This window comes from Hymenobacter piscis (genome assembly GCF_018760735.1).
In the GTDB taxonomy this organism is placed as follows: domain Bacteria; phylum Bacteroidota; class Bacteroidia; order Cytophagales; family Hymenobacteraceae; genus Hymenobacter; species Hymenobacter piscis.
Genome location: NZ_JAHHZN010000004.1, coordinates 111,308 through 136,511 on the forward strand (window position 1 = coordinate 111,308; position 25,204 = coordinate 136,511).

Here is a 25,204-nt window from a genome sequence, read left to right on the forward strand (position 1 = left end):
GCGGGGCCGCAAGATTAGGCATTACCAACCGGATTCCGTTTCGGTCCCGCGCACCAGAGTTAGCGGGCAACAGGTAGCGGGCGGAAGTGCGTCGGGTTGCTGCGCGGGCTATGCGGTAAGCTGTCCGTTGGACAGCAGGGGGACGGTAGGGCGCTGCACTAAGCCGGGGTGGCTCCGCGTAGTTGCTGCGGGACCGGAATGCGTCGTTTTCACGACAGATAGCTGCAGGCGCTATCTGTCAACGTGCAGGAGTCATCTGGCAACGTGCAGGAACTATCTGGCAGCGTACAGATGACATCTGGTAGCGTGCAGATGACATCTGGTAGTGTGCAGGAGCTATCTGGCGGTGTGCAGGAGACATGTGGCGGTGTGCAGGAGACATCTGGCAACAAGCAGGAGCTATCTGGCAGCTTACAGATGACATCTGGTAGTGTGCAGGAGCTATCTGGCGGTGTGCAGGAGACATCTGGCAGGGTGCAGATGACATCTGTCAACGTGCAGGAGCTATCTGGCAGGGTGCAGATGACATCTATCAACGTGCAGGAGACGTCTGGCAGAGTGCAGGAGGTAGCTGGCGGGGGAAAGATGATACCTGCCGGTGCGGAGGCAACCGGCTGGCGGGAGGCGGCAGGCGGCGCGGCGGCAAAGCGGAGCGGCGGCGGCACTTGCCTGAGATGCCGTTGGCGATGGGGGCAGGAGCTGGCGGCGGGCAGTGGCAACGCCGGGAGGGGCAGCGGGGCGGGGCGGGCCTGGTTTGCGGGGCCGGCAGTTCGGCAACGCCGGGACGCGGGCGGCGGCGGGGCCTGAGCGGGTGGGGACAGCGCGGGCGGGACGGACGCCGGGAAAGGAAAAAAGTGGGAGCGAAGGGGCGGGGGCGCTGGTAGGTTCGAGGGAAAATAGTAGCTTTTGGGGTCGCTCGTGACGGGGCGGAATTAGTTCACCCTTACTTCTTTACACGTACGTTATGACTACCAAACAGCAAAATCAGGTGACGATGTTTGAGGCCGTGCTGCGCTTCCTGGGGGAGGCGGGCGCGCCACTGGTGGGGATTAAGAAAATTGCCCAGGGCCGCGACGAGTTGGCGGCGCTGGTGGAGCGCATCGGGGCGGCGGCGGCGGCCCAGGACCACACCACCACGGGCGTGACCCGGGACCGGAACGAGATGAAGGCGGAAGCGGGCCAGAAGGCCGAGATGCTGCGGCTGCTGGTGGTGGCCCTGACCACCGACGCGGCCCTGCGCGGGGAGCTGAAGCTGCCCCTGAGCCGGGTGCTGCCGGGCAAGGAGGCCGACCTGCTGCGCTACCTGCAGAAGATAGACGAGGCGGTGGGCACCCTGGGCGAGCAGGAGCTGGCCGATGCGGGCTACGACCCGCAGGTGCGCCAGACCCTGCAGCAGGACCTGGCCGAGCTGCTGGCTACCCAGGGGGCGGCCCGGCAGATTGAAACGGGCACCCGGGCGGCCACCGAAACGCTGCCCGAGCTGCTGGCCGACGCCATGACGCTGCTGGAAACCGGGCTGGACCCCTTCGTGAAGGCCCAGCAGCTGGCCCGGCCGGAGCTGGTGCTGCAATACGAGGCGGTGCGGCGCATTGTGAAAACGGCGGCGCGGCGGCTGCCCGAATACCGGGGTGCCACGCGGCCGGGCCAGCCGGTGCTGGTGTACGACCGGCGGGAGGCCGGCGTGGTGGCACCCATGCTGGGCAACCGCAGCGGCCGGGGCCTGACGCTGCGCTACTACACGGCTGCCTCGCCCACGGCGCTGCCCGAAGCGGGGCAGGGGCTGGCGGTGAAGAACCGGGCGGAGGTGCATCTGCCGGATTACAGCAAGCTGGGGTCGGCGGATGCGCCTTACCTGCTGGTGCTGCAGGAGCAGCTGGACGGGGAAGGGCGCTGGGTGGTGCGGTAGGGCCTCACCCCCCCGGCCCCCTCTCCAGGGGGAGAGAGGGAGCCTGACGATTATTGGGCATGAGAAAGGCCCCGGCGCGGTTGCGGCGGGGCCTTTTGTTGTGTTGGAAGCAGTCGCTCGGCTGTGTCAAGTGACTGCGAAGATGCGTGTTAAAGCCTCCTATCACCCACAATAGTTGCCGATTAAGAGTATTAATGCTTACTTTGGGTAAAAAAAGAATAATCAATGAAAAATTTTGATTCCAGAGTTTATAGTATTTCAGATTTCATAGAATGGAATGATAGTGGATTACTGGAGTTATCACCTGATTTTCAGAGGCGAGATGTATGGTCTGAAAAGGCTAAATCTTATTTAATAGATACTGTTATTCGGGGTAAGCCAATACCCAAGATTATTATTACTCAGAGATTAGATGGCTCAAGAAATGTTAGGGTTGTTGTTGATGGACAACAAAGATTAAGGGCTATTATTGATTTTTATTTAGGTTATTTTAAAATAAACAAAGCTCATAATGCTGAATATGCTAGTATGTATTATGATGATCTTCCTGATGATATACAGCGTGAGATAAAAAAAATATGAATTAGGTGTTGACCTGCTATTTGATACGCCATATGAGGAGATATTGGATATTTTTGCTAGGTTGAATTCTTACACGGTAAGATTAGTAGATCAAGAGTTATTTAATGCTAAGTATTTAGGATTCTACAAGAAGTATGCATATGACTATGGTTATAAATATGTTAAATATTTCATAGATTCTCATATATTAAGTAAGCTAAAAGTTACTAGGATGGCAGAGGCAGAGTTGTCTTCTGATTTATTTATGCTGCTATTAGATGAAATACAGAGTAATAAGAATATAGAAAATTTTTACATCAAATATGAAGATAACGAAGATGGATTGCCGATGGCTGGTGTAAAATTTGACAATGTTATGAGTTTCATCGGCGAGTTATATCCTTCGGACAAAATAATTCATACAAACTGGAATAGAATTCATTTATTCTATTCATTGTTTGCGGCAATATCGCATATGCTATATGGGGTGAAAAACTTGAATCAAAGCTATCGAATAGATATTTCGGAAAAAATAATAGGAAAGTTACGTGTGTGTTTAGATACTATTAGCTCTGATTTTAACGAGCTGTCGGATAAGTTTGATGACTTGAGTAGCCAAGATGATGGCAACTCGGTACTATCAGATGATTCTATAGGTACTGCAGAGATGTTGAAATTTATTTATTATTCTAGGAGGGGGACAACTGACGCAACCGCACGTATATATCGAGCAAATTATATTTCAAAAAGAATTTATAATTTTATTGGTAAGTAAGCATGTCCAAAGTTAGGCGCAAAATATCGGCCGTTTACAGTGATTTTATAAACGAAATAGATAGAATGGAGAGATTTGACGCTACTAATCAAGTGAACTTTGCATCAAAGCACATGACAAAGTCGCAGCTGTATCAGTTAACAGAATCTATATTCTTTAATGTTTACAGGGATTTTGAAATATTTATAAGGGATATTTTCTTGCTTTACTGTCAAGGTAAAAGGCCTCTTAGCGGAAAGAAAGTAGAGTCATATTTAATGCCAAAGAGCTTTGTGCATGCAGAAGATATGATTAGATCATCTATGCCGTTTCTTGACTGGACCAGTGTTAGTGTAGTAATTGATAGAGCAGATGCGTATTTGAAAGATGGGTTTCCAGTTAAAATACCTTACTCTACAAACAGGACCAAATTAGAGGATTATAAAAAAATAAGAAATCATATCGCACATAATTCTGTTCAATCGTTAAGTCAATATAAAAAAGTTTTGCTGAGATATCTGGGTGTTATTCCTCTGAGAGCGCCAGTTCCTGGTGAGTTTCTGTTAAAACGGTCAATAACTCATGGATACATTCTTCTTGAATTCTTTTCAATAATCCGTCAATTAGCAACTGATTTAGTTAGTTGATATTCCTAATCAACTTCACCTCAACACCTCCCAAATCCCACTCCATCCGCCGGCAATGTTTTCCAGTTGCTCGAGCATCTGCAGGAGCTGAGTGGGGCCGGGGTGGCGGAGGTGGTTGGGGAAGGGGTGCTTGATTGGGTGTTAGCGGGCGGGGTATTGGTGGCGGGCCCACGCCGCTGGGCCGGCTCAGATGCCGGTGGGTTTGCCGTCGAGGCTGCGGGTGTTGCGGGTGTACCAGTATTGCGCCACCTGCTCGGGGCCGCGCTTGTCCATGGCGTGGTTCAGCTCGTTGCGCTCTTGCTGGTATTCGAAGAAGGGCACGGCCATGCCGCAGGAGGTTTGCACCAGATCCACGGTTACCACCAGTATCTGGCGGGCGCCGGGCAGGGGCGGGAACAGCGGCAGCAGCTCAGCCCACTCCGCGTCGCGGGGATGGTAGACGGTGGCGGTGCCGTAGAGGCGCAGGATGTTGGGCTTGCCCTCGAAGGCACACCACATCAGGGTAATGCGGTTTACCTCAAGCAAGTGGGCGGCGGTTTCGTTGCCGCTGCCGGTCAGGTTGAGCCAAGCCACGCGGTTGGCATCGAGCACGCGCAGAGTATCCTGGCCCTTGGGGGAGATGTTGACGCGCCCATCCGCAGCGGCAGTGCCCACGAAGAACAGGTGCTGCTGCTCAATAAACGTTTGAATTTCAGGCGTGATGGTGGAGTAGTGCTTGCCCATTAGGAAGTGCGGTTTAGCCGGGTAGCAAGGTAAGGCTGCTTTGGAGTGCGGTCAAGCTTCTCTAACAAAGAGCGTGTTTGGAAATGTCGAAGAACGTCATGCTGAGCCCGCCGAAGCATCTCGCGTGCTGACGTTGGGGTAGTCATCCAGAACGTCATGCTGAGCTTACCGAAGCATCTCGCGTGCTGACATTGGGGTAGTCATCCAGAACGTCATGCTGAGCCTGCCGAAGCATCTCGCGTGCTGACATTGGGGTAGTAATCCAGAACGTCAGCACGCGAGATGCTTCGGCAAGCTCAGCATGACAGTTACTTTGGCAACGTCAGCGGGCGAGATGCTTCGGCAAGCTCAGCATGACGGTTACTTTGGCAATGGCAGCGGGCGAGATGCTTCGGCTGCGCTCAGCATGACGTTCTTTTGACAATGGCAGCATGACGGTTACTTTGGCAATGTCAGCGGGCGAGATGCTTCGGCAGGCTCAGCATGACGTTCTGGGTTGGTAGTTACTTCCGCTTCAATGCCTCCCGAATGCCGCTTAGGCCGCCGGCAATGTTTTCCAGTTTCTCCAGCATTTGGAGAAGCTGGGCGGGGCCGGAGTGGCGGAGGTTGTCGAGGTAGGTTTGCTTGATTTGCTGCCAGCGGGCGGCTTGCTCGGGAGTTTGCCAGCCGAGCAGCTCGCGCAGCTTGAGCAGGTTGGCTTCGGTGGCGCTGGTCAGGGTTTGGGCCTCGCTTTCGTAGTGAGCGGCCAGCAGGTCCGTTATTTCCTGGTCGTTCATCACGGGGCGGACTTTCTCGGCCAGTTTGTTCATGTTGCGGTAAGAGCCTTGCAGCTTGAAGGGCGGCTCGGTGCGATAGGCGTCGGCCTGGGCGGCGCTGGCAATGTAGGCGGCGTTTACGCGGGCCACTACGTCGCGCAGGCGCAGCAGCTGGCCGAGCACGGCCACATATTCGGTGAGCTCCTCGGGCGAGTGGTTGCCCTCGAAGCTGAGGCCGTCCTGCTGGCCGGTTTCGGCGAGGCGGATGAGGGCGGGCACGTCCTGGGGGCTCTGGGTGGCGAGGCGGGCCAGGGCCGTGTTGCTGGTGAGGGCGTTTTCGAGGTAGGAGAGGCGGAAGGCGTCTTCGGAGCCGGCCGTGAGGATGTCGCCGAGGTTGTAGATGTCGGCGCGGTTGGCGAGCATGTCGGGCAGCTGGAACACGTCGCCGCTTTCGGTGTAGGGGTTGCCGGCCATCACCACGGCCACCTTGCGGCCCCGGAAGTCGTAGGTGCGGGCGCGGCCCTGGTACACGCCCTCAATCTTGCGCTGGGCGTCGCAGAGCGAGATGAACTTCTGCAGAAACTCGGGGTGGCAGTGCTGAATGTCATCGACGTAAATCATCACGTTGTCGCCCATCTCGAAGGCCAGGTTCAGCTTCTCCAGCTCCTGTCGCGCCCCGGCGTTGGGGGCCTGGGCGGGGTCGACGCTGGTGACGGCGTGCCCGATGGCGGGGCCGTTGATTTTCATGAAGATGAGGCCCAGGCGGTTGGCCACGTACTCCATGAGGGTGGTTTTGCCGTAGCCGGGCGGTGAAATCAGCAGGAGCAGGCCCATCAGGTCGGTGCGCTTGCCCTCGCCGGCCGTCCCGATCTGCTTGGCCAGGTTGGCCCCGATGAGCGGTAGGTACACTTTGTCAATCAGCTGATTGCGCACGAACGACGTGAGCACGCGGGGCCGGAAATCTTCCAGGCGCAGGTCCTCGGCGGCGCGGGCCAGCAGCTGCTTTTTCGTCTCCTGAAACTGCTCGAACTGGGCCACGGTGGCGCGGTCGTAGTGCAGCAGGCGGCGGCGGAAGTCGGGGAAGTTGAGGGTGTAGTTGTTGGTTGTTAGTTGTCCGTTGTTGGTCGTGATGATGCGCGGGTGGGTGCCCTGGAAGCCGGTGAGGGTTTCGGTGGTGGGCGTGTGGACCACGCGGGCGGGGTCGAAGGTGTGGGTGAGGAGGAGGACGGCGGTTTCGAGGGCCAGCCCCGTGGACCCCACCCCCGGCCCCTCCCCGGTGGGGAGGGGTGCGTCCTGGAGTACAGTTCCCTGCTCTTTTGTCTGCAATGTCGTCTGGCTCCCCCTCCCCACCGGGGAGGGGGTTGGGGGGTGGGGTTTGGCCGCCTGCACCCACTGGCGCACCAGCTGGAACTGCGCTACGGGCTGGTCGTGGAGCTGGTCGATGGACTGCTGGAAGAGGTCGGTGGCGTGGCGGTCCTGCAGCTGCTTCTGGAACTGCTGGTGCAGGTCGGTGGCTTCGTGGGAGATGATGAAGGAGCCGGTGTGGGTCAGCTCGTGGAAGAGGTAGTCGCCGGCTTCCTGCACCTGAGCGGGCGTGAAGAGGCCGGTTTGGGCAGCGAAGGTTTCGACGGCGGCTTGCAGCTCGGCTTTGAGCTGGTCGAACTCCTGGGAATCGGGGAAGACCTGCAGCAGCACACCGATGCCCTGCAGCTGCCGCTCCCAGTGGGCGCGCTGGTCGGGGTCAGCGAAGCGCAGCCAGTAGAGGGCAGCGGCGGCGCGGGTATCGGCCGGGTAGCGGAGCAGGTCGGCGGTGCGGGTGAGGCGCACGAGGGCCGTGAGCAGCAGGGCGGCGTCGTGGTCGTGCACGCCTTTGAGGTAGCCTTCCTGGTAGCGCGCGGCCATGAACTGCTGCACGTAGGTGAGCAGCTCGGCGGGGCTGAGGTGGGTTAGCTCGGGCACCGACAGCACGGCGGGGCGGCCGGCCTCCGGGTTGGCGGGGGCGGGGTGCTGGGCGGCCTGCAGGATGCGCCAGGCCAGAAACTCGGCCCGGTACACGTCCTGGTTTTCCGACACCACGGTTTGCTCCCACACGGGCCGGGAGGCCAGCAGGGCGGGGTCGGTTATCTTCTGGAAGAAGTTGGTGCCGGTGAGATGGTAGTGCAGGTCGCCGTCGCGCAGCACCACGGTCAGCTCCAGGGGCTGGGTGTTCACGGTGAAGGCGTGGGTGCCGAACTTGAGCGTCTGGCCGCCGTCGGCGAAGAGGTCGGCCCGGTCGCGGAGCTGGCGCACGGCGTTTTCGCGCAGGGTTTTCAGGCGGCTCTGCACGTCGTCGGCCTTCACCGAGTCGCCGAGGCTGAGCAGGTCCTGGGCGGTCTGGCGCACCTTTTCCACCATCACGTCGGCGGCAAAGTAGCCGTTGATGTCGGCCACCGATTCCAGCCGGCTGACGCGGCTCTGCACCGCCTTTAGCAGCCGCTCGGCGCTTTGCAGCAGGGCGGTGGCGCGCTGGTTGCGGGCGGCTACCAGGGCGGTTTTCTTGCTCTCGAAGGCTTCTACCACCTGCTCGCGGCGGGTGGTGAGCTGCTCGATGAACTGGTCGAAGTCGGGGAATTTGCCTTCCAACTCTTCCAGCTGCACCATGAGCTTGGTCAGGTACTCGTCGCACTTGGCGGGGGTGTCGGCCAGGTCGAGGTAGTTGGTGAGGGCCTGTTCCAGCAGCTTGAGCTGGGCCGTGAATTCGGCCTGGGCCTCGGTGCCGGCCAGCGCCTGCCGCCGCCGCTTCAGCGCCGCCCGAATCTGATTGAAGCGGGCGTACACCGTCGAGATGTTGTCGATGATGGCCGTGGTCTGGGTGGGGTCGGGGATGGGCAGGTTGCTCACCACCTCAATCAGCAGCTCCAGCTCCTGGGCCACGGCGGCGGTTTCCTGCTCGCGCTGGTCGGCCTCAATGGTTTTCTGCACCTGCTCCACGCCGTCGGCAATGGCCTGCACGCGCTGGGAGTAGGGCAGGAGGGCATCGGGCCGGAGCAGGAAGTCCACGGTTTGCAGCGCCACTTCCTTGCTCAGCGCCTCCAGGTCCTGGGCGTGCTTTTCCACGGCTGGCAGCTCCACGTAGCGCAGCTCCTTCAGCGAAATAACCTCGCCCCGCACCCCGCGCAGCTCGCCCAGCTGCTGCACAAACTCCGTGACGGTATCGGGGGCCGAGCGGCGGATACGGCCGGTCAGGTCGGCGGCTTTCTGGAACACGGCGGCCGTTTGCTGGGCCGTGTTCTTGCGCAGGCTCTGCACCTTCTCAAACTCCTCCACGGCCGCCGTGGCCGTCTGGCGGATTTCGGCCAGGGGCTCGGCCAGGGCCTGGGCCGCGGGCTCGCGCAGCCAGTGGTAGGCGTCGGTGAGGGCGGTGGTCTGGCGGATCAGGTCGAGGTAGAGGCCGGCGTAGGAGTCATCCTTGCCGGCCAGGGTCAGGACTTCCTGCACCTCGCTCATGGCCCGTACAATCTCCTTGTTGCCCAGCTTGTAGAGGTAGGAATCGGAGGTGACGGGCAGCTGGAAATCGGGGGCGGTGTAGGGTGTCTGCCAGATCTGCACGGCGTGGTGCTTCTTGGGCTCGTCGTCGGCGCGGAAGTAGCACAGCTCCCCGTTCTCAAACAGCGCGTAGCCGTGGCACACGATGGGGTTGTCCACGCGCTGGGCAATGCGGTTGTAGCTCAGCAGCAGGTAGGTGCCGTGGTCCTTGTTGAAGAACACGTACAGGAAATCCTCCCCGTTCGGCGACACCACGCGCTTCTCAAACAGCATCTCGCGCAGGCCGTTGTCGAAGAGCTTGTTGTCGCCGGTTTGCAGGTAGAAGCCGTGGGGGAAGATGAGGCCCTGGCCGTCGGGCAGCAGCACGCAGGCATCGGCCAGGGCGTCGAGGCGCTGGGCGGTTTTGAGCCGGTGGTTGAAGATGAAGTACCGATACTGCTGCTCCTGGTAGGGTCGGATTTTCAGCAGAATCAGGTTGCCGACTACCGCATAGTAGATTTCCGAGTCGTCGAGGGTCTGGTCCTTGTCGTCCACCGGCTCGCTCAGAATGCCCTGGCCGGTGCTGGTGTTGTCCTCGACTTTGATGGTCAAATCACCGCCCACAGTTTCCACGAACACCTTGTCCTCGATGCTGATGTGGGGGTGCTTGCCGCCGCGCTGCATGTCGCGGGTGGCGCGCTTCCACTGGAACTCGTGTTGGGGCGGGAAAGTGTACTCGTGGTCGGAGCGGTTGTCGAGGTAGCTCAGCGTGTCGCCCTGGATGAGCCACTTAAACGTCTTCACATCAGAACTGCCCCGGCCCACCCGAAACACCATGAACAGGTGCACGCCGATGACGGCGAACTTCACGAACTGGGTGTTTTTGTAGTAGCGGTAGAGGTTGCGGAACTCCTCCAGAAACTGCGGGTTCTGCAGCATCTCCAGCCCCAGCGGCCGGAAGTCGTGCCCGGCGTACTCGTACACCCCAAACACGTCGGCCAGATCGGGCTCGGCCTTCAGCCCCAGCACCACGTTGTACCCGAAGATGAACCGCTGGCCCACCGGCACCATGTCCCAGGCCACGCAGTTGTTTTCGGTGCTGATGCGGCCGGTGCCTAGCAGGCGCGTATCCACGGCCCCGAACACCTGCTTGCGCTCGGTATTCAGCTTGTCGAGGCGCTGGCGCAGGTCGGTGCTGCTTTTGAGCAGGCGGTTGCGCAGGATTTCGTAGGTGCCGGTTTCGAGTTGGTTCATCGGTTAGTGGCCTAGCTCTAGTCGCCTCACCCCAACCCCTCTCCGGAAAAGGAGAGGGGCTCTAGTTGTAGCTTTTCAGAGGTAGTAGTTAGGTCTAAAAACTGTTTCCTTTCCTCAACAGTAGCCAGGAAAGCTGCTTGTTAATGGGACTTAGAAATTTGAGTGGGACTCGTACTTTCGGATGCGTAATACCTCCCCGGTGTGCGCGTTTAAAACGATTTTCCTCATGTCTGATGCGAAATCGGTTTTGCGTTGGCGCACGGTCATTATCCACCTCATAATGCCCAATTCAGGCGCATAACTCAGCTCGGAGTAAACATCTTCAGGCCGGGTGTTTTTGCGAACTACTCGTTTCCGCTTCGCAATTTGAAGCGCTGCGCTTCTGGAAATCCAATTGGTTCTTTCCGGATACCGGCGTACATCCGGTAAGGTGAGGGCGTTGATCGGCTGGCCCCATCTGTCAAGCCCTATCTGCGCAATAGCGCCCTGGAAAGTGAAGCAGAGATAATAGCTGCATATGTTCCATTTGTAGTTGTTAGGCCGTTTCAGCACGCTGTCTACGTCAACTACACGTCCTTCAAGAAACCTGACTCGCGAGTAGGCAGATTCGCCTAAGCGGTCTTTTATGTACGAGTCCAGCTTATAGCGGACATTGTCAGGCAGCTCGCTCAGCGAGGCAACCGTTTTTGAAGGTGAAATAAATGGTCCACAATAGAGTGAGGCAATGACGGTGCTATCCTCTGCTGAGTTAGCGGTGTAGTTTTGCGCACTGACACTATACGCTCTTAATACTGCTAACAGTAGTGCAGCCCAAAATCGAAAACACGCCATAAAAACTAGAAGCTAGTTCCCCCTCTCCTTTTCGGAGAGGGGGTTAGGGGGTGAGGCGACTAGAGGTTACAGCAGCCGCGCCGGCTTATCCCCGATACCCAGGGCCACAGCCGTGCCGGCCAGCTGCGTGATGGTGGCGCGGGTGGCGTCGTCGCCGGCCTGGTTCATCATCTTCAGCAGCAGGGCCGAGACGCTCAGGTTCTTCATGTCCTCCGAGCTCAGGCCGAACTGGTCCACGAAACGGCGCAGGTTGGCTTTGAAGTCGCCGCCGCCGTCCGGGGAGAAGAAGGCGTCCTTCACGGTGCCCAGCACTTCGGAGTTGTGCACCGTGCGGTCAATCATCTTGCCCTTGGTGATGGAGCCGATGATCTGGTCGAAGAACATGGTTTCGCCGCCCACGATGTCGATTTTGGCGGCTTTGAGGGCCTCACCGATAACGCCGGCCTGGGAGGCGGCAATGTCCTTCTGGATGTTGATCTGGGCCAGCTCCACCGACTTGTCCTTGTCGAGGCGCAGCTTGAACTCCTCGTGGTCTTTGCCCACGCCGTCGAGCTTCTTCATGGCGTCGGCCTTGGCCTCGATGCCCTTGGCTTCCACCGCGAATTTCTGCTCCGATACGGCGGCTTCGGCCAAGCCCTTCTTCTGGTCGGCGGCGGCGCGGAACTGGATGATGTCGGCGTCGGCCTGGCCTTTCTCGCGGTTTACTTTGGCGGCTACCAGACCCAGCTTCTCGTCGGCTTCGGCCTGGGCGCCGGCTTTGGCCTGGATGGCCTGGGCCTCGGCGGCGGCGGTGAGCTGGAGCACGGCGGCCTCGGTTTCGCCTTCCTTCTGGCGGGCAGTGGCTTTGGCCTGCATCACCTGGGCTTCGGCCAGGCCCACGGCCGTGGCTTTGCTGGCTTCGGCTTCGGCCAGGGTGCGGATGGCCTGACCCTTGAACTCGGCGGCAGCTTTTTCGGCTTCGGCATCAATGAGGGCCTGCCTGGCGCGGAACTCGGCGGCCTGGCGCTCCATGTCGGCCGAGCCCACCATGCTCACGGTGGCGGCTTCAGTTTCCTGGCGGGCAGCGGTCAGGGCCACCAGCTTGTCGCGCTCGGCCTGGGCCTGGGCGCGGGTGTCCTTGATTTTTTCTTCCTCAACCACTGTGGCTTTTTCCACCGTGATTCGCTCCCGGATGATGGTCTGAATGTTCTTCTTTTCTTCCTCCAGCGCCTTTTCCTTTTCAATCTGGGCCAGGGCCACAATCCGCTCCCGCTCGTTGGCTTCCAGGGCCTGGGCCTGGGCTACGCGCTCGGTTTCCACGGCGTCGGTGCGCTGCTTGTTGCGCTCGGCCACCAGCACCTGCCGGTCGCGGTTCTGCTCGGCAATGCGCACTTCCTCCTCGGTGGCAATGCGCGCCTTTTCCGATTTCAGGGTTTCTTCCTGCTGCACCTTGGCCGCCTCGGCGTTTTCGCGGGCCTTGATGTTGGCAATTTCGCGCTTCTGCTTTTCCTGGTTTTCAATCAGCTGCTTTTCGAGCTGCAGAATGGTTTCCTGGGCCTCCACGTCCTGCTTCTTGATGGTTTTCTGCTTTTCGCGCTCAATGGAGTTAGCCTGGATTTTCTGCTCCGAGGTCAGAGCAATAATCTTCTTGATGCCCTCGGCATCGAGAATGTTGTCCTGGTTGAGGGCCGTGAGCGGGGTTTGCTCCAGGTAGTCGATGGCGCAGTCGTCGAGCACGTAGCCGTTGAGGTCGGTGCCGATGATGCGCAGGATTTCCTGCTTGAACTGCTCGCGGGAGTTGTAGAGCTCAATGAAATCGAAGTGCTTGCCCACGGTTTTGAGGGCTTCCGAGAACTTGGCGTCGAAGAGGTTTTCCAGGGCGGCCGGGTCGGAGGCGCGGTGCGCCCCGATGCTCTGGGCCACGTTGAGCACGTCGTCGTGGGTTTTGTTGACGCGCACGAAGAAGTTCACCTTCACGTCGGCCCGCAGGTTGTCTTTGCACACCAGCCCCTCGGAGCCGGCCCGCTGGATGATGATGGTTTTGAGCTTGATGTCCATCACCTCCAGCTTGTGCAGCACCGGCACGATGAAGATGCCGCTGAACGAGACCTTGGTTTCGCCCATGCCCGTGCGTACCAAGGCCTCGCCCTGCACGGCCTTTTTGTACATGCGGGCCACAATGGCAATAAAGCCCAGCAGCAGCACCGCCACGATGACCAGCACCGCGAGAGAAAGTTGTTCGATCATGAAGGTAAGGAGTAGAGGTTTTTTCAGAAGAGAAGGAGATGGCGCGGCACGAAGCCGGAGCAGGGAAAAAGCGGGAAACGGGACCCCCCACCGGGCAGCGGCCGGGCGCGGCAGACCGGGCGGGCCGGGCGCAGGAGGCCGGGCGCGGCGTTACCGCGGCGGGTACCCGGCCGGAAACAGGAGGGGGGCGGCGCTCAGGACAGAAGCCAGTCGGCCAGCCAGTTGAAGAAGTCGGCCAGCAGGCCATCGAGCAGGGCCTCGCCCAGCCAGTGCAGGGCTTTGGCTACCAGTTGCAGGAGCTTATTCATAGCGGATAGCCGGATTGAGGGCCCGCAGCGCCGCCAGCAGCCCGGCTTTGTCGGCCGGCGAAATCAGCACGGCATCAGAAGTGCCGTAACGCACCCGGAGCCGGTCCAGGGACAGGGCGGGCGAGCTGAGCGGGTTGTGGGTAGTTGTGATAGACGTAATGGTGGTCACCGGCACCTGCCACACCATGGGCCCCGACACAATGCGCAGGTTTTGTTGGTCGGGCTGCACCTCGTAATAGGTGTAGCGCAGCAGCCAATAGAAGATGCCAAGTACCGTCAGGCTCGTCAGCACCTGCGGCCATACCTGCTTAACTGCCGCGTAAATGCCCTGACCCAACAAAAATGCGATAATTGGCCCGAACAGCCACCAGCTGACTTTGGAAGGAAATATCTGGCTCATAAAAGTAGAATAGGCAGCGGGGAAGGAAAGGTAGGAAGATTTCGGGAAGCCGCAAGACCGGTTAACGGTCGAGCTCGAAGGGCTCCACCAGGTAGCAGCGGCGGTGCGCATCGTAGTCGAGGATGAGGGCCGTATCGCCCTTGCGCAGCTCGGCGGTGGGGGAGGCGGCGCGCACCGTGAGCACGAGCGGAGAACCGTTGCGGAGCCGCACGCTGGCCTGGCCCAGGTGGGTGTGGGTGGCGGGCAGCAGCAGGGTACACACCTTACCCAGGGGCGAAGCGCCGGCATCGGCGTCGCGGTCCAGGGCCGCAAATACCCGTACGAAGGGCGTGGTCAGGACCTTGGCGGCCAGCAGGCTGGCCAGCAGCAGGGGCACCAGCAGCACCGCGCCCAGCAGCAGGGTTTCGTTGCCGAGGTAGTAGTTGAGCAGGATGCTGCCCACCCACCAGGGCAGGGCCAGCAAACTCACGAACACCATCAGCGGCACCCGGCCCAGGTTGAAAAAGGCCAGGGCGTGGTTGAGAAACGAAACGCCCGCTTCGCCCGCGTGCAGGCCCGGGTGGCCGTCAACGGCATCGACATCGACCCCCGTGGCCACTTCCAGGTCCAGGGATTTGAAGTCAATCAGCCCCAGAATAACCGTCAGCCAGTACAGCAGCACGAACACCAGCAGGCCGGTGGGTAGCAGGTTGGGCGGGGCGACGGCCGCGTGCAGCAACTCATTCATGGGCAAGAAGGCTAGCGGCGGAAAGATAGAGTAGAGTGGGGGCGGGAGCAGGCGCCTAAGGGCGGTTGGCAGTCGGGTTCTGACAGCGGTGGTAGCGTACCAGCGCAATGGTCAGGATGTTGGAACCAAACAGCAGCAGCACCGGCGACCAGCGGGCATCCACCCCGGCGGCGGAGCGCAGCCCCGCGCTGGCCAGCAGCAGCAGACCACCGAGTAGAAAAGTAACGTAGTCGGAGCGTTTCATAGGGATAGGGTGAAGGGGGAAGAATGATGGGAAAAGGGCTAGGGGCGGGCTTCCAGCGTCTGATTGTGCTGCCGGAGCCGGGTGAGGCAGCGGCGCTGCCCACTGGCCAGCAGCACGGTACCTACAATTAGGGGCAATATCAGCTTATCGGCGGACTGCAGGTGGAAGCCGTAGGCCAAGATGGCGACGGCGGCCAGCAGCAGGCCCGGGTAAAAGAGGATTTTTTCGGAGGTATTCACTGGTCGATCGGTAACGGTAGAACAAAAGGGCAGTGACGTAAATCGGGGCAGCAGCAGAGCCGCCGGCCAGTAGCCGCCCGGGGGCAGCTTACAGGCCCAGCCGGGCCTTGAGCGCCGTCAGCTCAGCCGAAGCCTGACCGCCACCGTCGGTGCCCAGCACCTTCTCGATTTCCTGATCGATGGACTTGCTTTCCTGCGCAATCTGTCCGTACGATTCAGCCAGGGCTTCCTCGGTGGCTACCTTTTCCTTCATGCGCTCCAGCAACGTTACGGTGCCCGAGGAATCGAGCTGGGCCAGCTGCTGGTTGATGGTTTTGGTGGCCGTGCTCACCGTGACGCGGGCCTTGAGGGTGCGCAGCTCGTTGTCCCACTGCGAGATGGTGGCTTTGAGCTGCTGCACGTTCTGGTCGAGCTGCTGGGCGGAGGCTTCGAACTTCTGCTGGTCCTGGGTGGCGCGGGCGGCCTGGGCTTCGTGCTGGGCTTTTTTGCGCAGGGCCTCGGTGGCCAGCCGGTCGGCCTCGGCGGACTCCAGCTCCTGGCGCTGGGCTTTCTGGAGCAGCAGCACGGCCTTGTTCTCGTAGTCGAGGGCGCGGTTGCGGTCCTGCTCGGCGTCGTTGCGGCTGCGGATGGCCAGGGCTTTCACTTCGGCCAGGGCCTGCAGGGCCTTGTCGAGGTCCTCGCGCAGGTCGCGCAACCCCTGCTCGGTCATCTTGATGGGGTCTTCGAGCTGGTGAATGGCGGAATGGGCTTCGGCCTGCCCGATTTTGAAGAGGCGGTTGAGAAAGTTCATAGTGGTTGGGGTTGATGGGGTCTTGGGGTTGATGGGGTTGATGGGGTCTTGGATGACGTTCTGCTATTGGGAGTTCACGGCAGCACGTCAACCAAGCTCCTAAGCCCCCCCAAGTCCCCAAGACCCTCCTTAGAAAACTCAATCAGCTCGTCGCCAAACTCGCTGAGTAACAAAGCCAGGGAATTGAGCACGGCTTCCAGGGCGGCGCGGTCGAGCAGGTCGAGCTGGAGGGTGTCGCGGTAAATGACCTTCAGGCCGGATTCGTCGAGCACGAAGGCGCCGTGGATGATGTCGCGGTTTTTCTGGAGCAGGCGCTGGTAGATGTCGCCGTTGGGGGCGGGCAGCTCCAGCAGGTACTGCTCCAGAATCAGCAGGGGCTCACCGCAGCCCAGCACTAGGTGGTCGATGCCCAGCTCCGGGCGGCTGACGACCAGCAGGTTGCTGGCTTCGTGCTCGTGGTGCAGCACGTAGCCCAGCTCCAGCAGGTAAGTCCGGATACTAGTAAAGTAGGAGTTGGTCATCGGCAGCGGGGAATAGGTAAAGGAGAGAAGGAATAGGCGGGCAGTGGAAACGGCGGCGGGCTTATGCTCAAAAAAAGAGCGTTTTTTTCGGGGCGGCCGGAACTAATGTGCTAGCTTTACGATGCAAGTGTACTCAAAGTTTGAGATATGCTCAAGGTTTGAGCGAAAAATATTTTGCCCGTATGTCGCACGTAGGAAAGAACATTCGCAAGATCAGAACCGTCAAGAAGCTGAGTCAGGCCGCTTTTGCCGAGCTTTTTGGCCTCGCCCGGCCCAGCGTGGGGGCCTACGAGGAAGGCCGATCGGAACCCAAAATGGAGACACTGATACAGATTGCTCAGCATTTTGGCTTGTCGGTGGACCTGCTACTAACAAAAGAGCTGACCGTAAATGAGCTCTACCACTTCGATATTTTCCGCAAGGAAGGCGTGGCCCCGCCGCCCCCGCCGCCCACCGCCCAGGCCGACCGCCAGCCCCATACCACGCCCTTCGTGCCCGCCGACCGGCTCCTGGAGTACATCGTGCAGCACCACGACACCGGCTTCGTGGATGCGCTGCCCCCGCTTTCCTTTCCCCACCAGCTGGGGCCCGCCACCCGGGCCTTCGAAATTGTAGGGGCCGAAATGCAGCACCAGCAGCAGGGGCTGCGCCACCAGGACGTGGTGCTCTGCTGCCGCGTAGACAAGGCCACGGCCACCCTGCGCCCGGGCCGCATCTACGCCTTTGTCACGCAAAACAGCCTGCTGGTGCGCCGCCTGGCCGAGCGCCTGCCCGCGGGGCTGCTCAAGCTCCGGGCCGATAACCCCGACTACGGGGCCCAGGAATTCGCCCTCGACCAAGCCCTGGAAGTCTGGGAAGTGAAAGCCGTGTTCACCACCCACCTGCGCCCGCCCTCCCGCATCGAAGACCGCGTGACCCGCCTGGAGCGGCAGGTAGAAGAGCTGCTGGCCCGTCTGGATGGGTAGCCGGCCGTAGCGCGAAGCGAATTGGCCGGCCGCCCCGGGCCACAAAAAAAACGCGGAGCCGAAGCCCCGCGTCTGGTGTAATGCGCCCGGAAAAATGTCGTCCGCTAGCCTTTGGGGATGGTCACGGTCCGGAGCAGGGCCGAAACGTCATCGGAAAGGGAGGACTGCTGCACGGGCCGGGGCCGGTTGGCGGCACCCAGCACGAGCAGTAACAGCAGAGCAATAAAGCGGAACAGAGTAGAAAAACGCTGCATAAGAAAGTGAGCCTGGTCAACACATTGCCTACCACCCGGTGGCAACGCCGATACATACGGCAAAGGTAGCCCCGGAGCGGTTGGCACCAGGTTATTATTAGATGAACAGGCAGTTAAGGGCCACCAACCGCAGAAAAACCGGGTGGTGTTCTGGCCGGCCTGTCCTGGCTGGCGGCCGGCCCCGAGGGCAGCGGAAAGCCAAAGCCGGCGGTAGGGAACACGGGTAAGGGAGCCGGCCGGGGAGGGCCTAGCGCGCGGGGTAAAATCAATATCTTGCCGCTTCCCACCCCTGCTTTTCTCCACCATGTCCCACTCCGCCCTCGATACGCCCGAACACCACCGCGCAGCCACTGCTACGTCTGCCACCACCGCGCCCCCCACGCGGCCCATGTACTACGAGTACCAGCCCGCGGAAACCGTGAAAGCCATGCACGGCACTACCCTGCGCTGCAAAACCTGGGAGGCCGAAGCCGCCCTGCGGATGCTGGAAAACAACCTCGACCCGGCCGTGAGCCTCGTGTACGACGAGCTGATTGTGTACGGCGGGGCCGGCCGCGCCGCCCGCAACTGGAAGGAGTACCAGACCATTGTGCGCACCCTCAAAAACCTGGAGCCCGACGAAACCATGCTGGTGCAGAGCGGTAAGGCTGTGGGCGTGCTGCGCACCTGGGCCCACGCCCCGCGCGTGCTCATCGCCAACTCCAACCTCGTGCCCGCCTGGAGCACCCAGGAATATTTCGATGAGCTGGACCGGCTGGGCCTCATGATGTACGGGCAGATGACGGCCGGCTCCTGGATTTACATTGCCACCCAGGGCATTTTGCAGGGCACCTACGAAACCTTCGCGGCCGTGGCCGACAAGCACTTTGCGGGCACGCTGGCCGGCACCGTTACCGTGACGGCCGGGCTGGGTGGCATGAGCGGTGCGCAGCCCCTGGCCGTGACCATGAACGACGGCGTGTGCCTGGTTATCGAGCCCATCGACGAGCGGGTGAAGCAGAAGGTGCGCGAAGGCTACCTCGACGAGCAGGCCCGCGACCTGCCGCACGCCCTGGCCCTGTGCGAGCAGCACAAAGCCGCCCGCACCGGCTGGAGCATCGGCCTCACCGGCAACGCCGCCTCCGTGCTGCCCCAGCTGCTAACCCAGGGCTACCGGGTGGACATCGTAACGGACCAGACCTCGGCCCACGACCTGCTCGACTACATTCCCGAAGGCGACATCGACGCCGTACTGCAGCTGCGCAAAGACAACCCCGCCGAGTTCCGGCGGCAGGCCCTGCAGTCCATCATGAAGCACTGTCAGGCCATTATCGATATGCAGGCGGCCGGGGCCGTGGCCCTCGACTACGGCAATAACCTGCGCGGGCAGGCTGAGAAAGGCGGGCTGAAAGTGCGCGACGAGCACGGCCAGTTTCTCTATCCTGGCTTCGTGCCCGGCTACATCCGGCCGCTGTTCTGCGAGGGCAAGGGCCCGTTCCGCTGGGCCGCCCTCAGCGGCGACCCCCAGGACATCCTGCGCCTTGACCGCGCCCTGCTCGAAACCTTCCCCGACAATAAGATGCTGGCCCGCTGGATTGAGAAGGCCCAGGCCAAGGTGCCGTTCATCGGCTTGCCGGCCCGGGTGTGCTGGCTGGGCTACGGCGAGCGAGAGAAGTTCGGCCTGGTCATCAACGACCTGGTGGCGCGGGGCGAGGTATCGGCCCCCATCGTCATCGGCCGCGACCATCTCGACTGCGGCTCGGTGGCCTCGCCCAACCGCGAAACCGAAGGCATGAAGGACGGCTCCGACGCCGTGGCCGACTGGCCCCTGCTCAACGCCCTGGCCAACTGCGCCAGCGGCGCCGACTGGGTTTCGCTGCACAACGGTGGCGGCGTGGGCATCGGCAACTCCACGCACTCCGGCATGGTGATAGTGGCCACCGGCACCCCCGAAAAGGCCGAACGCCTGCGCCGCGTGCTCACCACCGACCCCGGCATGGGCGTCTTCCGCCACGCCGATGCCGGCTACGAGCTGGCCCAACAGGTAGCTGAGGAACGCGGGGTGAAGATTCCGGGACGGGAACAGGCGTAGCGTATATCTTGCAGCATCTTACCTTATCATGTACACTGTGCTAATTTCCGTGAAACCGGTATTTCTACTCGCTGGCCTGCTGGGGCTGGCTGCCTGTCAGAGCACCCCCGATGCTGGCGCTGCCATTACGGAGCCGGTCCGGCCGGCCCAGACAACCCCGGAGTCGCCCCAACCCGCCCTCACTGCTACCCCGCCCGATAACCCGGAATATATTGAGCTGTCCATGCTGACCATCAACGGCAAGCCGCACGAGCAGCTCAGCACTAAGATGCTGATCAGTCAGCTCGGTCGCCCCGACAGCATCGCCAGGGGAGCGGTAGAGTGCGGCGGGGAGCTGGAGCCCATCGATAACACCAACGGCGACTTCTGGTACTATGGCAAAACATGCTACGAGGTAGCCGGCTCCCAGGCCGTACTGGCCAGTTTCAACGTGACTACCGGCCAGTTTCAGGGCAAGCTGGGGAAGCTCCGGCTTAATCAGCATACCACCCTGGAGGACGTCCGCCGCTTCTATCCGATTTCTGCCAAACAAGCTGACGAGCCTGCATCCGGCCGGCCGGGAGAAGCAATGTATTTGCCTTTCTTCTACAAAGGCGTTCCTACGGATGCTTCGCTGAATCTGCTGTTCAAAAATGGCCGTCTGCAGGAAGTGGAGTTTTTCAACCCCTGCTAATTAATTGCGTGCCGCCCGAGCACCCGCTCCGGCGGCGTTGCTCGTTCTACACACCCCGCCCAAAAAAGCAAAACCTATACCTCCGCTGTTTAGTAACCTATACCTGCGCCGGTCCATCACCGGCACATCAACCAAAACAACGGAACTATGAACATCGGAATCATTGGCGCCGGCCACATCGGCAGCGCCCTGGGCGTGCGGCTCACCAGCCTGGGCCACCAAGTCTACATTGCCAACTCCCGCGGCCCCGAAACGCTCAAGGACGTGGCCCAGAAAACCGGCGCTACGCCCGTTACAGCCGAGGAAGCCGCCCAGCGCGGTACCGACCTCATCGTGGTAACCATTCCGCTCAAAAACATCCCTGACCTGCCCAAGGACCTGTTCGCGGGCGTGCCGGCTGAGGTGCCCGTCATCGACACGAGTAATTACTATCCCCACCTGCGCGACGGGAAAATGCCCGAACTGGAAACCGGCGACCTGACCGAAAGCCAGTGGGTGCAGCAGCACCTGGGCCGCCCCGTGGTGAAGGTGTTCAACAACATCTACGCCGACCACCTCGAAAACAAAGGCCAGCCCGCCGGCACGCCCGGCCGCATTGCCCTGCCCGTGGCCTCCGACGATGCCGCCGCCAAGCAGAAAGTAATGGCCGTGGTGGACGAGCTCGGCTTCGACGCCGTGGACGACGGCACCCTGGCCCAGTCGTGGCGCCAGCAGCCCGGCACCCCGTCCTACGGCGCCGATATGCCCGCTGACAAGCTGCGTGAGCACCTGGCCAGCCTCGGCACCGAGCGCAGCGAGGAACAGCACAAAGAATATCTGGCCAACCACGCCAAGGCCGAGAAGGCCATGGAAGACCAGGGCATTAAGCTGAAGTAGCCCAGGGCCGCCGCCGGAATCACCCGCGGCTCTGCCTCGTATGCTACCACCCGTCAAAGCCAAACGCCGCGCTGCCCCGGACTGTCCGGGGGGCGCGGCGTTTGGCTTTGACGGGTGGTAGCATCTGGGGCGGTGGGGCCGGGCGCGGAGCTTAGGCAGCCGGCTGCCGGTGGCTGGCCCGGTAGAATAGCAGTGCCGAACCAGCCCAGAGCAGCGCAAAGACGCCGTTGAAGGCCAGCGTCAGCCAGAAACCCCTGTCGATTGCCGGCTGCCAGATCAGGGCCGCCACCAGGGGCACCAGCAGCTGAACGGCGGCCGCGGCCAGCATCGTGCGGGCCAGACCGGCGGCCCGGAACCGCGCCCGCAGGGCCCCGGTCAACACCGTGCCCAGCACCCCGAGGTAGAGCAGGTTGGCCGGATTGGCCTCACTGCCGATGATGCCCACGGCCAGGTTCACCCACACCAGCAGCAGCCCTGCCACCACGCCCAGCGCCACGCCCAGACGGTAAACCGTAGTAGCACCCGCCCGGGCGGCCACCAGCTCGTAGGTCAGGCCCGTGCCGAACAGGAGCATGCCCATCACCACGAAATCGAAGAAAGTCCAGCTCACTTCCCGGGTGAACTGCATGGCCACCAGCGGCACTGCAAGGAGCAGCAGGGTGAGCAGAATGGGTCGGGCGAAGATTTTAAACGACAAAGACATCCGATAGAGGCGAAAAGAGAATGGAACACATGTCAGCCCGCCCAGGCCGCCAGATGGTGGCCAACCAGCAAGCCTGGCGGGAATGGCTTGTAAATAAAACGAAAGAACTTTGAATTGCAAAGTATAAGTGAATCTGTTTTTGTAACGCAGGGTAGTGATGTCGGTCGGGGCTGGTAGCCGGCCCGGCCACCGGCCCGCAGCGGCGGGCTCCCAGCGCAGCAGGGGCTCATTCCCCGAAAAGATGCCGGATTGCAAGCGAATCCTGTACGGCGCTTCTGCTCGGGCGGCCGTATGTTTGTTGAGTGCTGGCGGCACCTTCGCGGGCGCCGGTCAGCGTTTTACCCACTCTGCTTTTCTTCTGTTCAGTATGGATACGCTCCATTTCAAAACCAACATCAACTGCGGCGGCTGCATCAGGGCCGTGACGCCCACCCTCAACGGCGAAAAAGCCATTGCTAAATGGGAGGTGGACACCGCCCACCCTGCCAAAATCCTGACCGTGACCTCCGACCTGACCGCCGCCCAGGTGGTGGAACTGGTGACCGAGGCCGGCTTCGAGGCTCAGCCGGTGTAGCTACTGGCCCGCCGGTTACGTCAAAAGCCCGCTCTCCGGCCTCGGAAAGCGGGCTTTTGACGTAACCGGCGGGCCGGCTTACTTGCCCCCGGCCAGCACCGCCCGCACGGGCGTCCAGCGGATGTCGGGGTAGCGGGCGTTATCCAGAGGCTCGGCTAATTTGGCCTGGCCACTGAGCATGTTGTGCAGGTACTGCATGCCCTGCCAGGGCGAGAATACCTCGTCGGGGGCCGGGGCCAGGGTTTTGGTGACTTTGATGAGCGTGCCAAGCAGGCCCAGGCCGCCGGCCCGGAATAGCTTGAATGTATGGCCCGTGGCGGCCGTGGCCGCTTCGCGCAGCTGCCGGATGCTGGCTACCTCACCCGCAATGCGCAGGAAGCGGGGCGTAGTGGCATCCAAGGCGGCGGCGGCCGTAAACTCGGCCGTATTGACCATGGTGGTAAAATCCAGGGGCTGGTCGGCGGAGCCCCAGTACAGCACCCGCCGTGGCCCCTGCAGCACCAACGGCGCCTGGCCGGTAAGCAAATCCGCGAACATGCCGTTGAGCACCGACGTGGCCCGGATGGGCGCTTGGTCGAGGCGGCGCTGAAACTCCCGGCGCAGGTCGAAGTTGCGGTTGCTGCCCTCGGGCAGGCGGGTGAAATCGGCCGAGAAATCGGAGGGAATGAAGCGCGGCACGCCGGCCGCCACCGCGGCATCAAGCAGGCGGCTTTGGGTATCCACGATGATGTTGCGCAGGCCGTTGAGGGCCGATACCACGCAGCTGGCGCCCTGGCAGGCCCGGGTGAGGTCGGCCACGCTCCCGTAATCCACGGCCACCACGTCCGCCCCCTGCAGGCGCAGGGAGTCGGCTTCCGCGCTGGTGCTGCTTTGGGGGCGTACCAGGGCCCGCACGGCGGCTCCGCGCCGGCGCAGGTGGTGGGCAATGAGCAGGCCCAGGGCCCCGGTTGCGCCGGCCAGCACCACGAGTGGGGTGTCAGGGGCAGCGGAGTCAGGGGCAGCGGCAGGCAGAGGAGTAGGGGTCGTCATGGGGGATTGGGAAGTGGAAGGAAGCGGAACCGGCGGGGCCGGGCGGGCCCGCCGGTAGTACCCGGGAGCGTATCATAAGGTTGTGCCGCGGCCTTCCCGGCCCCGACTCCGCCGCTGCGCTCCGCTCGCTGCGGCCGGTTGGGCCGCCCGAGGCCGGGACCGTAGCCGACGCGCGGGGGGGAGGTTTCCGGCCAATCTGCGGGGCAGGGCGCCGGTTGTCGAAATAAAGTATACCTTTACACAGTTAAAAGGCAAATCGCCAACGAGTCGCTATCATAATTCATTGTGTTGAATTAGTAATAGGGTTCCGCTGCTGCTTGCTTCATCATCCATCACCTCCTTCAAAGCATCATGCAGACGGGAACCGTAAAATTCTTCAATGAAACCAAAGGGTTTGGTTTCATCAACAACGCCGAAACCGGCGAAGACATCTTCGTACACGTAACCGGCCTCATTGACGAAATCCGCGACAATGACAAGGTAGAATTCGAAGTGGAGCAGGGCCGCAAGGGCCTGAACGCTGTTAAAGTGCGTCGCGCTTAGTACAGCCCGCTTTCGTTAGCTTAAAAAGCACGTTCCCTCCCGGGAACGTGCTTTTTTTATGGGCTTTTGACTAATGGCAGAATTCTGGTCGCCGCGCCTTAGTCCGGCCGCTTTGCTGTAGTTTGGGGCCATGATGCAAACTGCCCGTACCGTATTCGTCGTCCGCCCCGCCCGCTTTGGCTTCAACACCGAAACGGCCGCTTCCAACCACTTCCAGCACCTACCCGGTGGGCTGAGCGCCGCAGAAACCGCCACCCGGGTCGCCACCGAATTTGCCGCTTTGGTGGAAACCCTGCACGGCCGGGGCCTGCGGGTACTCGTGTTCGAGGACACGCCGGAGCCCGCCAAGCCCGATGCCGTGTTTCCCAACAACTGGCTCACCCTGCACGCCGATGGCCGGGTGGCGCTCTACCCCATGTGCGCGCCCAACCGTCGCTCTGAGCGCCGGCCCGACATACTGGCGGCCCTGGCCCGGGAGTTTCGGGTGGGGGAGGTGCTGGACTGGTCGGGGGCCGAGCAGGCGGGACGGTTTCTGGAGGGCACCGGCAGTATCGTCTTCGACCACGTGCACCGCCGCGCCTACGCTGCCCTCTCGCCCCGCACCGAGGCCGGGCTGCTAACCGAGGTCTGCGCCCGGCTGGGCTACCGGCCGGTGCCGTTCCGGGCCCTGGATGCGCAGGGGCAGGCAATCTACCACACCAACGTGCTGCTCAGCATCGGGCCGGGTTTCGCCGTTATCTGCCTGGAAAGCCTGCCCGACCCCGCCGAGCGGGCCGCCGTAGCCGATTCGCTCACCGAAACCGGCCACGAGCTCGTGCTCATTTCCCGGGCCCAGGTGGGGCGTTTCGCCGGGAACATGCTGGCCCTGCAGCCTGCCGGCGGCCCGGTGCTGCTGGCCCTCTCCCAAACCGCCCACGACGCCCTCAGCCCCACCCAGCGGGCCCGGCTGAGCCGCCACGCCGAGCTGCTGCCGCTGGCCATCCCCACCATCGAAACCATCGGGGGCGGCAGCGTCCGGTGCATGCTGGCGGAAGTATTTCTGCCGGAAGGTGGAGGGTAAGTGGATTAGTAGCGGTTTGTGGTTAAAGAGAGCGTCATTCCGAGCGGAGCCGAGGAATCTAGCGTG

23 protein-coding genes are annotated in these 25,204 nt (G+C 61.4%); 11 read left to right on the forward strand and 12 right to left on the reverse strand.

The annotated features are described in order from the left end of the window. The first annotated feature begins 964 nt into the window (after window positions 1–964). The 4 genes from KLP40_RS06060 (at window position 965) to KLP40_RS06075 (ending at window position 3,868) form a co-directional block, all read left to right on the forward strand. Window positions 965–1,906 (forward strand): hypothetical protein, encoded by a 942-nt coding sequence (locus KLP40_RS06060; protein WP_215592864.1) that lies wholly within the window; start codon window positions 965–967, stop codon window positions 1,904–1,906. A gap of 225 nt (window positions 1,907–2,131) precedes the next feature. After that, on the forward strand, window positions 2,132–2,488 hold the full coding sequence (locus KLP40_RS06065; RefSeq protein WP_215592865.1) for a DUF262 domain-containing protein: 357 nt from the start codon (window positions 2,132–2,134) through the stop codon (window positions 2,486–2,488). Between the two features lie 61 nt (window positions 2,489–2,549). Next, window positions 2,550–3,242 carry a hypothetical protein gene (locus tag KLP40_RS06070; RefSeq protein ID WP_215592866.1) on the forward strand — a complete coding sequence of 231 codons (693 nt, stop codon included), beginning with the start codon at window positions 2,550–2,552 and terminating at the stop codon, window positions 3,240–3,242. A gap of 2 nt (window positions 3,243–3,244) precedes the next feature. Then, window positions 3,245–3,868, forward strand: a complete 624-nt coding sequence (locus KLP40_RS06075; RefSeq protein ID WP_215592867.1) for a hypothetical protein — start codon at window positions 3,245–3,247, stop codon at window positions 3,866–3,868. 186 nt (window positions 3,869–4,054) lie between these two features. On the opposite strand, the gene KLP40_RS06080 is transcribed toward KLP40_RS06075, so the two are convergent. The 9 genes from KLP40_RS06080 to KLP40_RS06120 all read right to left on the reverse strand — a co-directional run bounded on the left by KLP40_RS06080 (window position 4,055) and on the right by KLP40_RS06120 (window position 16,390). Then, a complete protein-coding gene (locus tag KLP40_RS06080) occupies window positions 4,055–4,591 on the reverse strand; it encodes a pyridoxamine 5'-phosphate oxidase family protein (protein WP_215592868.1) in 537 nt (178 codons plus the stop codon). A 503-nt stretch (window positions 4,592–5,094) separates the two neighbouring features. Continuing rightward, window positions 5,095–10,104, reverse strand: coding sequence for a DNA repair ATPase (locus tag KLP40_RS06085; RefSeq protein WP_215592869.1), 5,010 nt, complete (start codon window positions 10,102–10,104; stop codon window positions 5,095–5,097). 897 nt (window positions 10,105–11,001) lie between these two features. Beyond that, entirely contained in the window at window positions 11,002–13,161 is a 2,160-nt protein-coding gene (locus KLP40_RS06090; protein WP_215592870.1) for a flotillin family protein, read from the reverse strand. 300 nt (window positions 13,162–13,461) lie between these two features. After that, window positions 13,462–13,869, reverse strand: coding sequence for a PH domain-containing protein (locus tag KLP40_RS06095; RefSeq protein ID WP_215592872.1), 408 nt, complete (start codon window positions 13,867–13,869; stop codon window positions 13,462–13,464). Window positions 13,870–13,930: 61 nt separating this feature from the next. After that, the gene (locus tag KLP40_RS06100; RefSeq protein ID WP_215592875.1) at window positions 13,931–14,596 is read right to left on the reverse strand and encodes a hypothetical protein; all 666 of its coding nucleotides are present in this window, start codon (window positions 14,594–14,596) and stop codon (window positions 13,931–13,933) included. 55 nt (window positions 14,597–14,651) lie between these two features. Continuing rightward, window positions 14,652–14,840: a hypothetical protein gene (locus KLP40_RS06105; RefSeq protein WP_215592877.1), complete on the reverse strand. Its 189-nt coding sequence runs from the start codon at window positions 14,838–14,840 to the stop codon at window positions 14,652–14,654. 38 nt (window positions 14,841–14,878) lie between these two features. Beyond that, window positions 14,879–15,079 (reverse strand): hypothetical protein, encoded by a 201-nt coding sequence (locus tag KLP40_RS06110; protein WP_215592879.1) that lies wholly within the window; start codon window positions 15,077–15,079, stop codon window positions 14,879–14,881. 88 nt (window positions 15,080–15,167) lie between these two features. After that, window positions 15,168–15,869, reverse strand: a complete 702-nt coding sequence (locus KLP40_RS06115; RefSeq protein WP_215592881.1) for a PspA/IM30 family protein — start codon at window positions 15,867–15,869, stop codon at window positions 15,168–15,170. Window positions 15,870–15,943: 74 nt separating this feature from the next. Next, window positions 15,944–16,390: a YbjN domain-containing protein gene (locus KLP40_RS06120; RefSeq protein ID WP_246558665.1), complete on the reverse strand. Its 447-nt coding sequence runs from the start codon at window positions 16,388–16,390 to the stop codon at window positions 15,944–15,946. Between the two features lie 182 nt (window positions 16,391–16,572). Here KLP40_RS06120 and KLP40_RS06125 point away from each other — a divergent pair, with 182 nt between their 5' ends. Then, window positions 16,573–17,355, forward strand: coding sequence for an XRE family transcriptional regulator (locus KLP40_RS06125; RefSeq protein ID WP_215592883.1), 783 nt, complete (start codon window positions 16,573–16,575; stop codon window positions 17,353–17,355). 104 nt (window positions 17,356–17,459) lie between these two features. Here the strand turns inward: KLP40_RS06125 and KLP40_RS06130 are convergent, their stop codons facing one another. Then, window positions 17,460–17,609 carry a hypothetical protein gene (locus tag KLP40_RS06130; RefSeq protein ID WP_215592884.1) on the reverse strand — a complete coding sequence of 50 codons (150 nt, stop codon included), beginning with the start codon at window positions 17,607–17,609 and terminating at the stop codon, window positions 17,460–17,462. A gap of 304 nt (window positions 17,610–17,913) precedes the next feature. On the opposite strand from KLP40_RS06130, the gene hutU reads away from it, so the two are divergent. The 3 genes from hutU to KLP40_RS06145 all read left to right on the forward strand — a co-directional run bounded on the left by hutU (window position 17,914) and on the right by KLP40_RS06145 (window position 21,229). Then, window positions 17,914–19,680 carry a urocanate hydratase gene (gene hutU, locus KLP40_RS06135; protein WP_215592885.1) on the forward strand — a complete coding sequence of 589 codons (1,767 nt, stop codon included), beginning with the start codon at window positions 17,914–17,916 and terminating at the stop codon, window positions 19,678–19,680. Between the two features lie 28 nt (window positions 19,681–19,708). Next, window positions 19,709–20,353 carry a hypothetical protein gene (locus tag KLP40_RS06140; protein WP_215592886.1) on the forward strand — a complete coding sequence of 215 codons (645 nt, stop codon included), beginning with the start codon at window positions 19,709–19,711 and terminating at the stop codon, window positions 20,351–20,353. A 147-nt stretch (window positions 20,354–20,500) separates the two neighbouring features. Continuing rightward, on the forward strand, window positions 20,501–21,229 hold the full coding sequence (locus tag KLP40_RS06145; protein WP_215592887.1) for an NADPH-dependent F420 reductase: 729 nt from the start codon (window positions 20,501–20,503) through the stop codon (window positions 21,227–21,229). Window positions 21,230–21,380: 151 nt separating this feature from the next. On the opposite strand, the gene KLP40_RS06150 is transcribed toward KLP40_RS06145, so the two are convergent. Continuing rightward, window positions 21,381–21,932 carry a hypothetical protein gene (locus KLP40_RS06150; protein ID WP_215592888.1) on the reverse strand — a complete coding sequence of 184 codons (552 nt, stop codon included), beginning with the start codon at window positions 21,930–21,932 and terminating at the stop codon, window positions 21,381–21,383. 367 nt (window positions 21,933–22,299) lie between these two features. Here KLP40_RS06150 and KLP40_RS06155 point away from each other — a divergent pair, with 367 nt between their 5' ends. Beyond that, window positions 22,300–22,506 carry a heavy-metal-associated domain-containing protein gene (locus KLP40_RS06155; protein ID WP_215592889.1) on the forward strand — a complete coding sequence of 69 codons (207 nt, stop codon included), beginning with the start codon at window positions 22,300–22,302 and terminating at the stop codon, window positions 22,504–22,506. A gap of 78 nt (window positions 22,507–22,584) precedes the next feature. Here the strand turns inward: KLP40_RS06155 and KLP40_RS06160 are convergent, their stop codons facing one another. Next, the gene (locus tag KLP40_RS06160) at window positions 22,585–23,535 is read right to left on the reverse strand and encodes an NmrA family NAD(P)-binding protein (protein WP_215592890.1); all 951 of its coding nucleotides are present in this window, start codon (window positions 23,533–23,535) and stop codon (window positions 22,585–22,587) included. 351 nt (window positions 23,536–23,886) lie between these two features. Here KLP40_RS06160 and KLP40_RS06165 point away from each other — a divergent pair, with 351 nt between their 5' ends. Continuing rightward, the gene (locus KLP40_RS06165; protein ID WP_019949498.1) at window positions 23,887–24,078 is read left to right on the forward strand and encodes a cold-shock protein; all 192 of its coding nucleotides are present in this window, start codon (window positions 23,887–23,889) and stop codon (window positions 24,076–24,078) included. 130 nt (window positions 24,079–24,208) lie between these two features. Further along, window positions 24,209–25,138: a citrulline utilization hydrolase CtlX gene (gene ctlX, locus KLP40_RS06170; RefSeq protein WP_215592891.1), complete on the forward strand. Its 930-nt coding sequence runs from the start codon at window positions 24,209–24,211 to the stop codon at window positions 25,136–25,138. Window positions 25,139–25,204 lie beyond the last annotated feature (66 nt).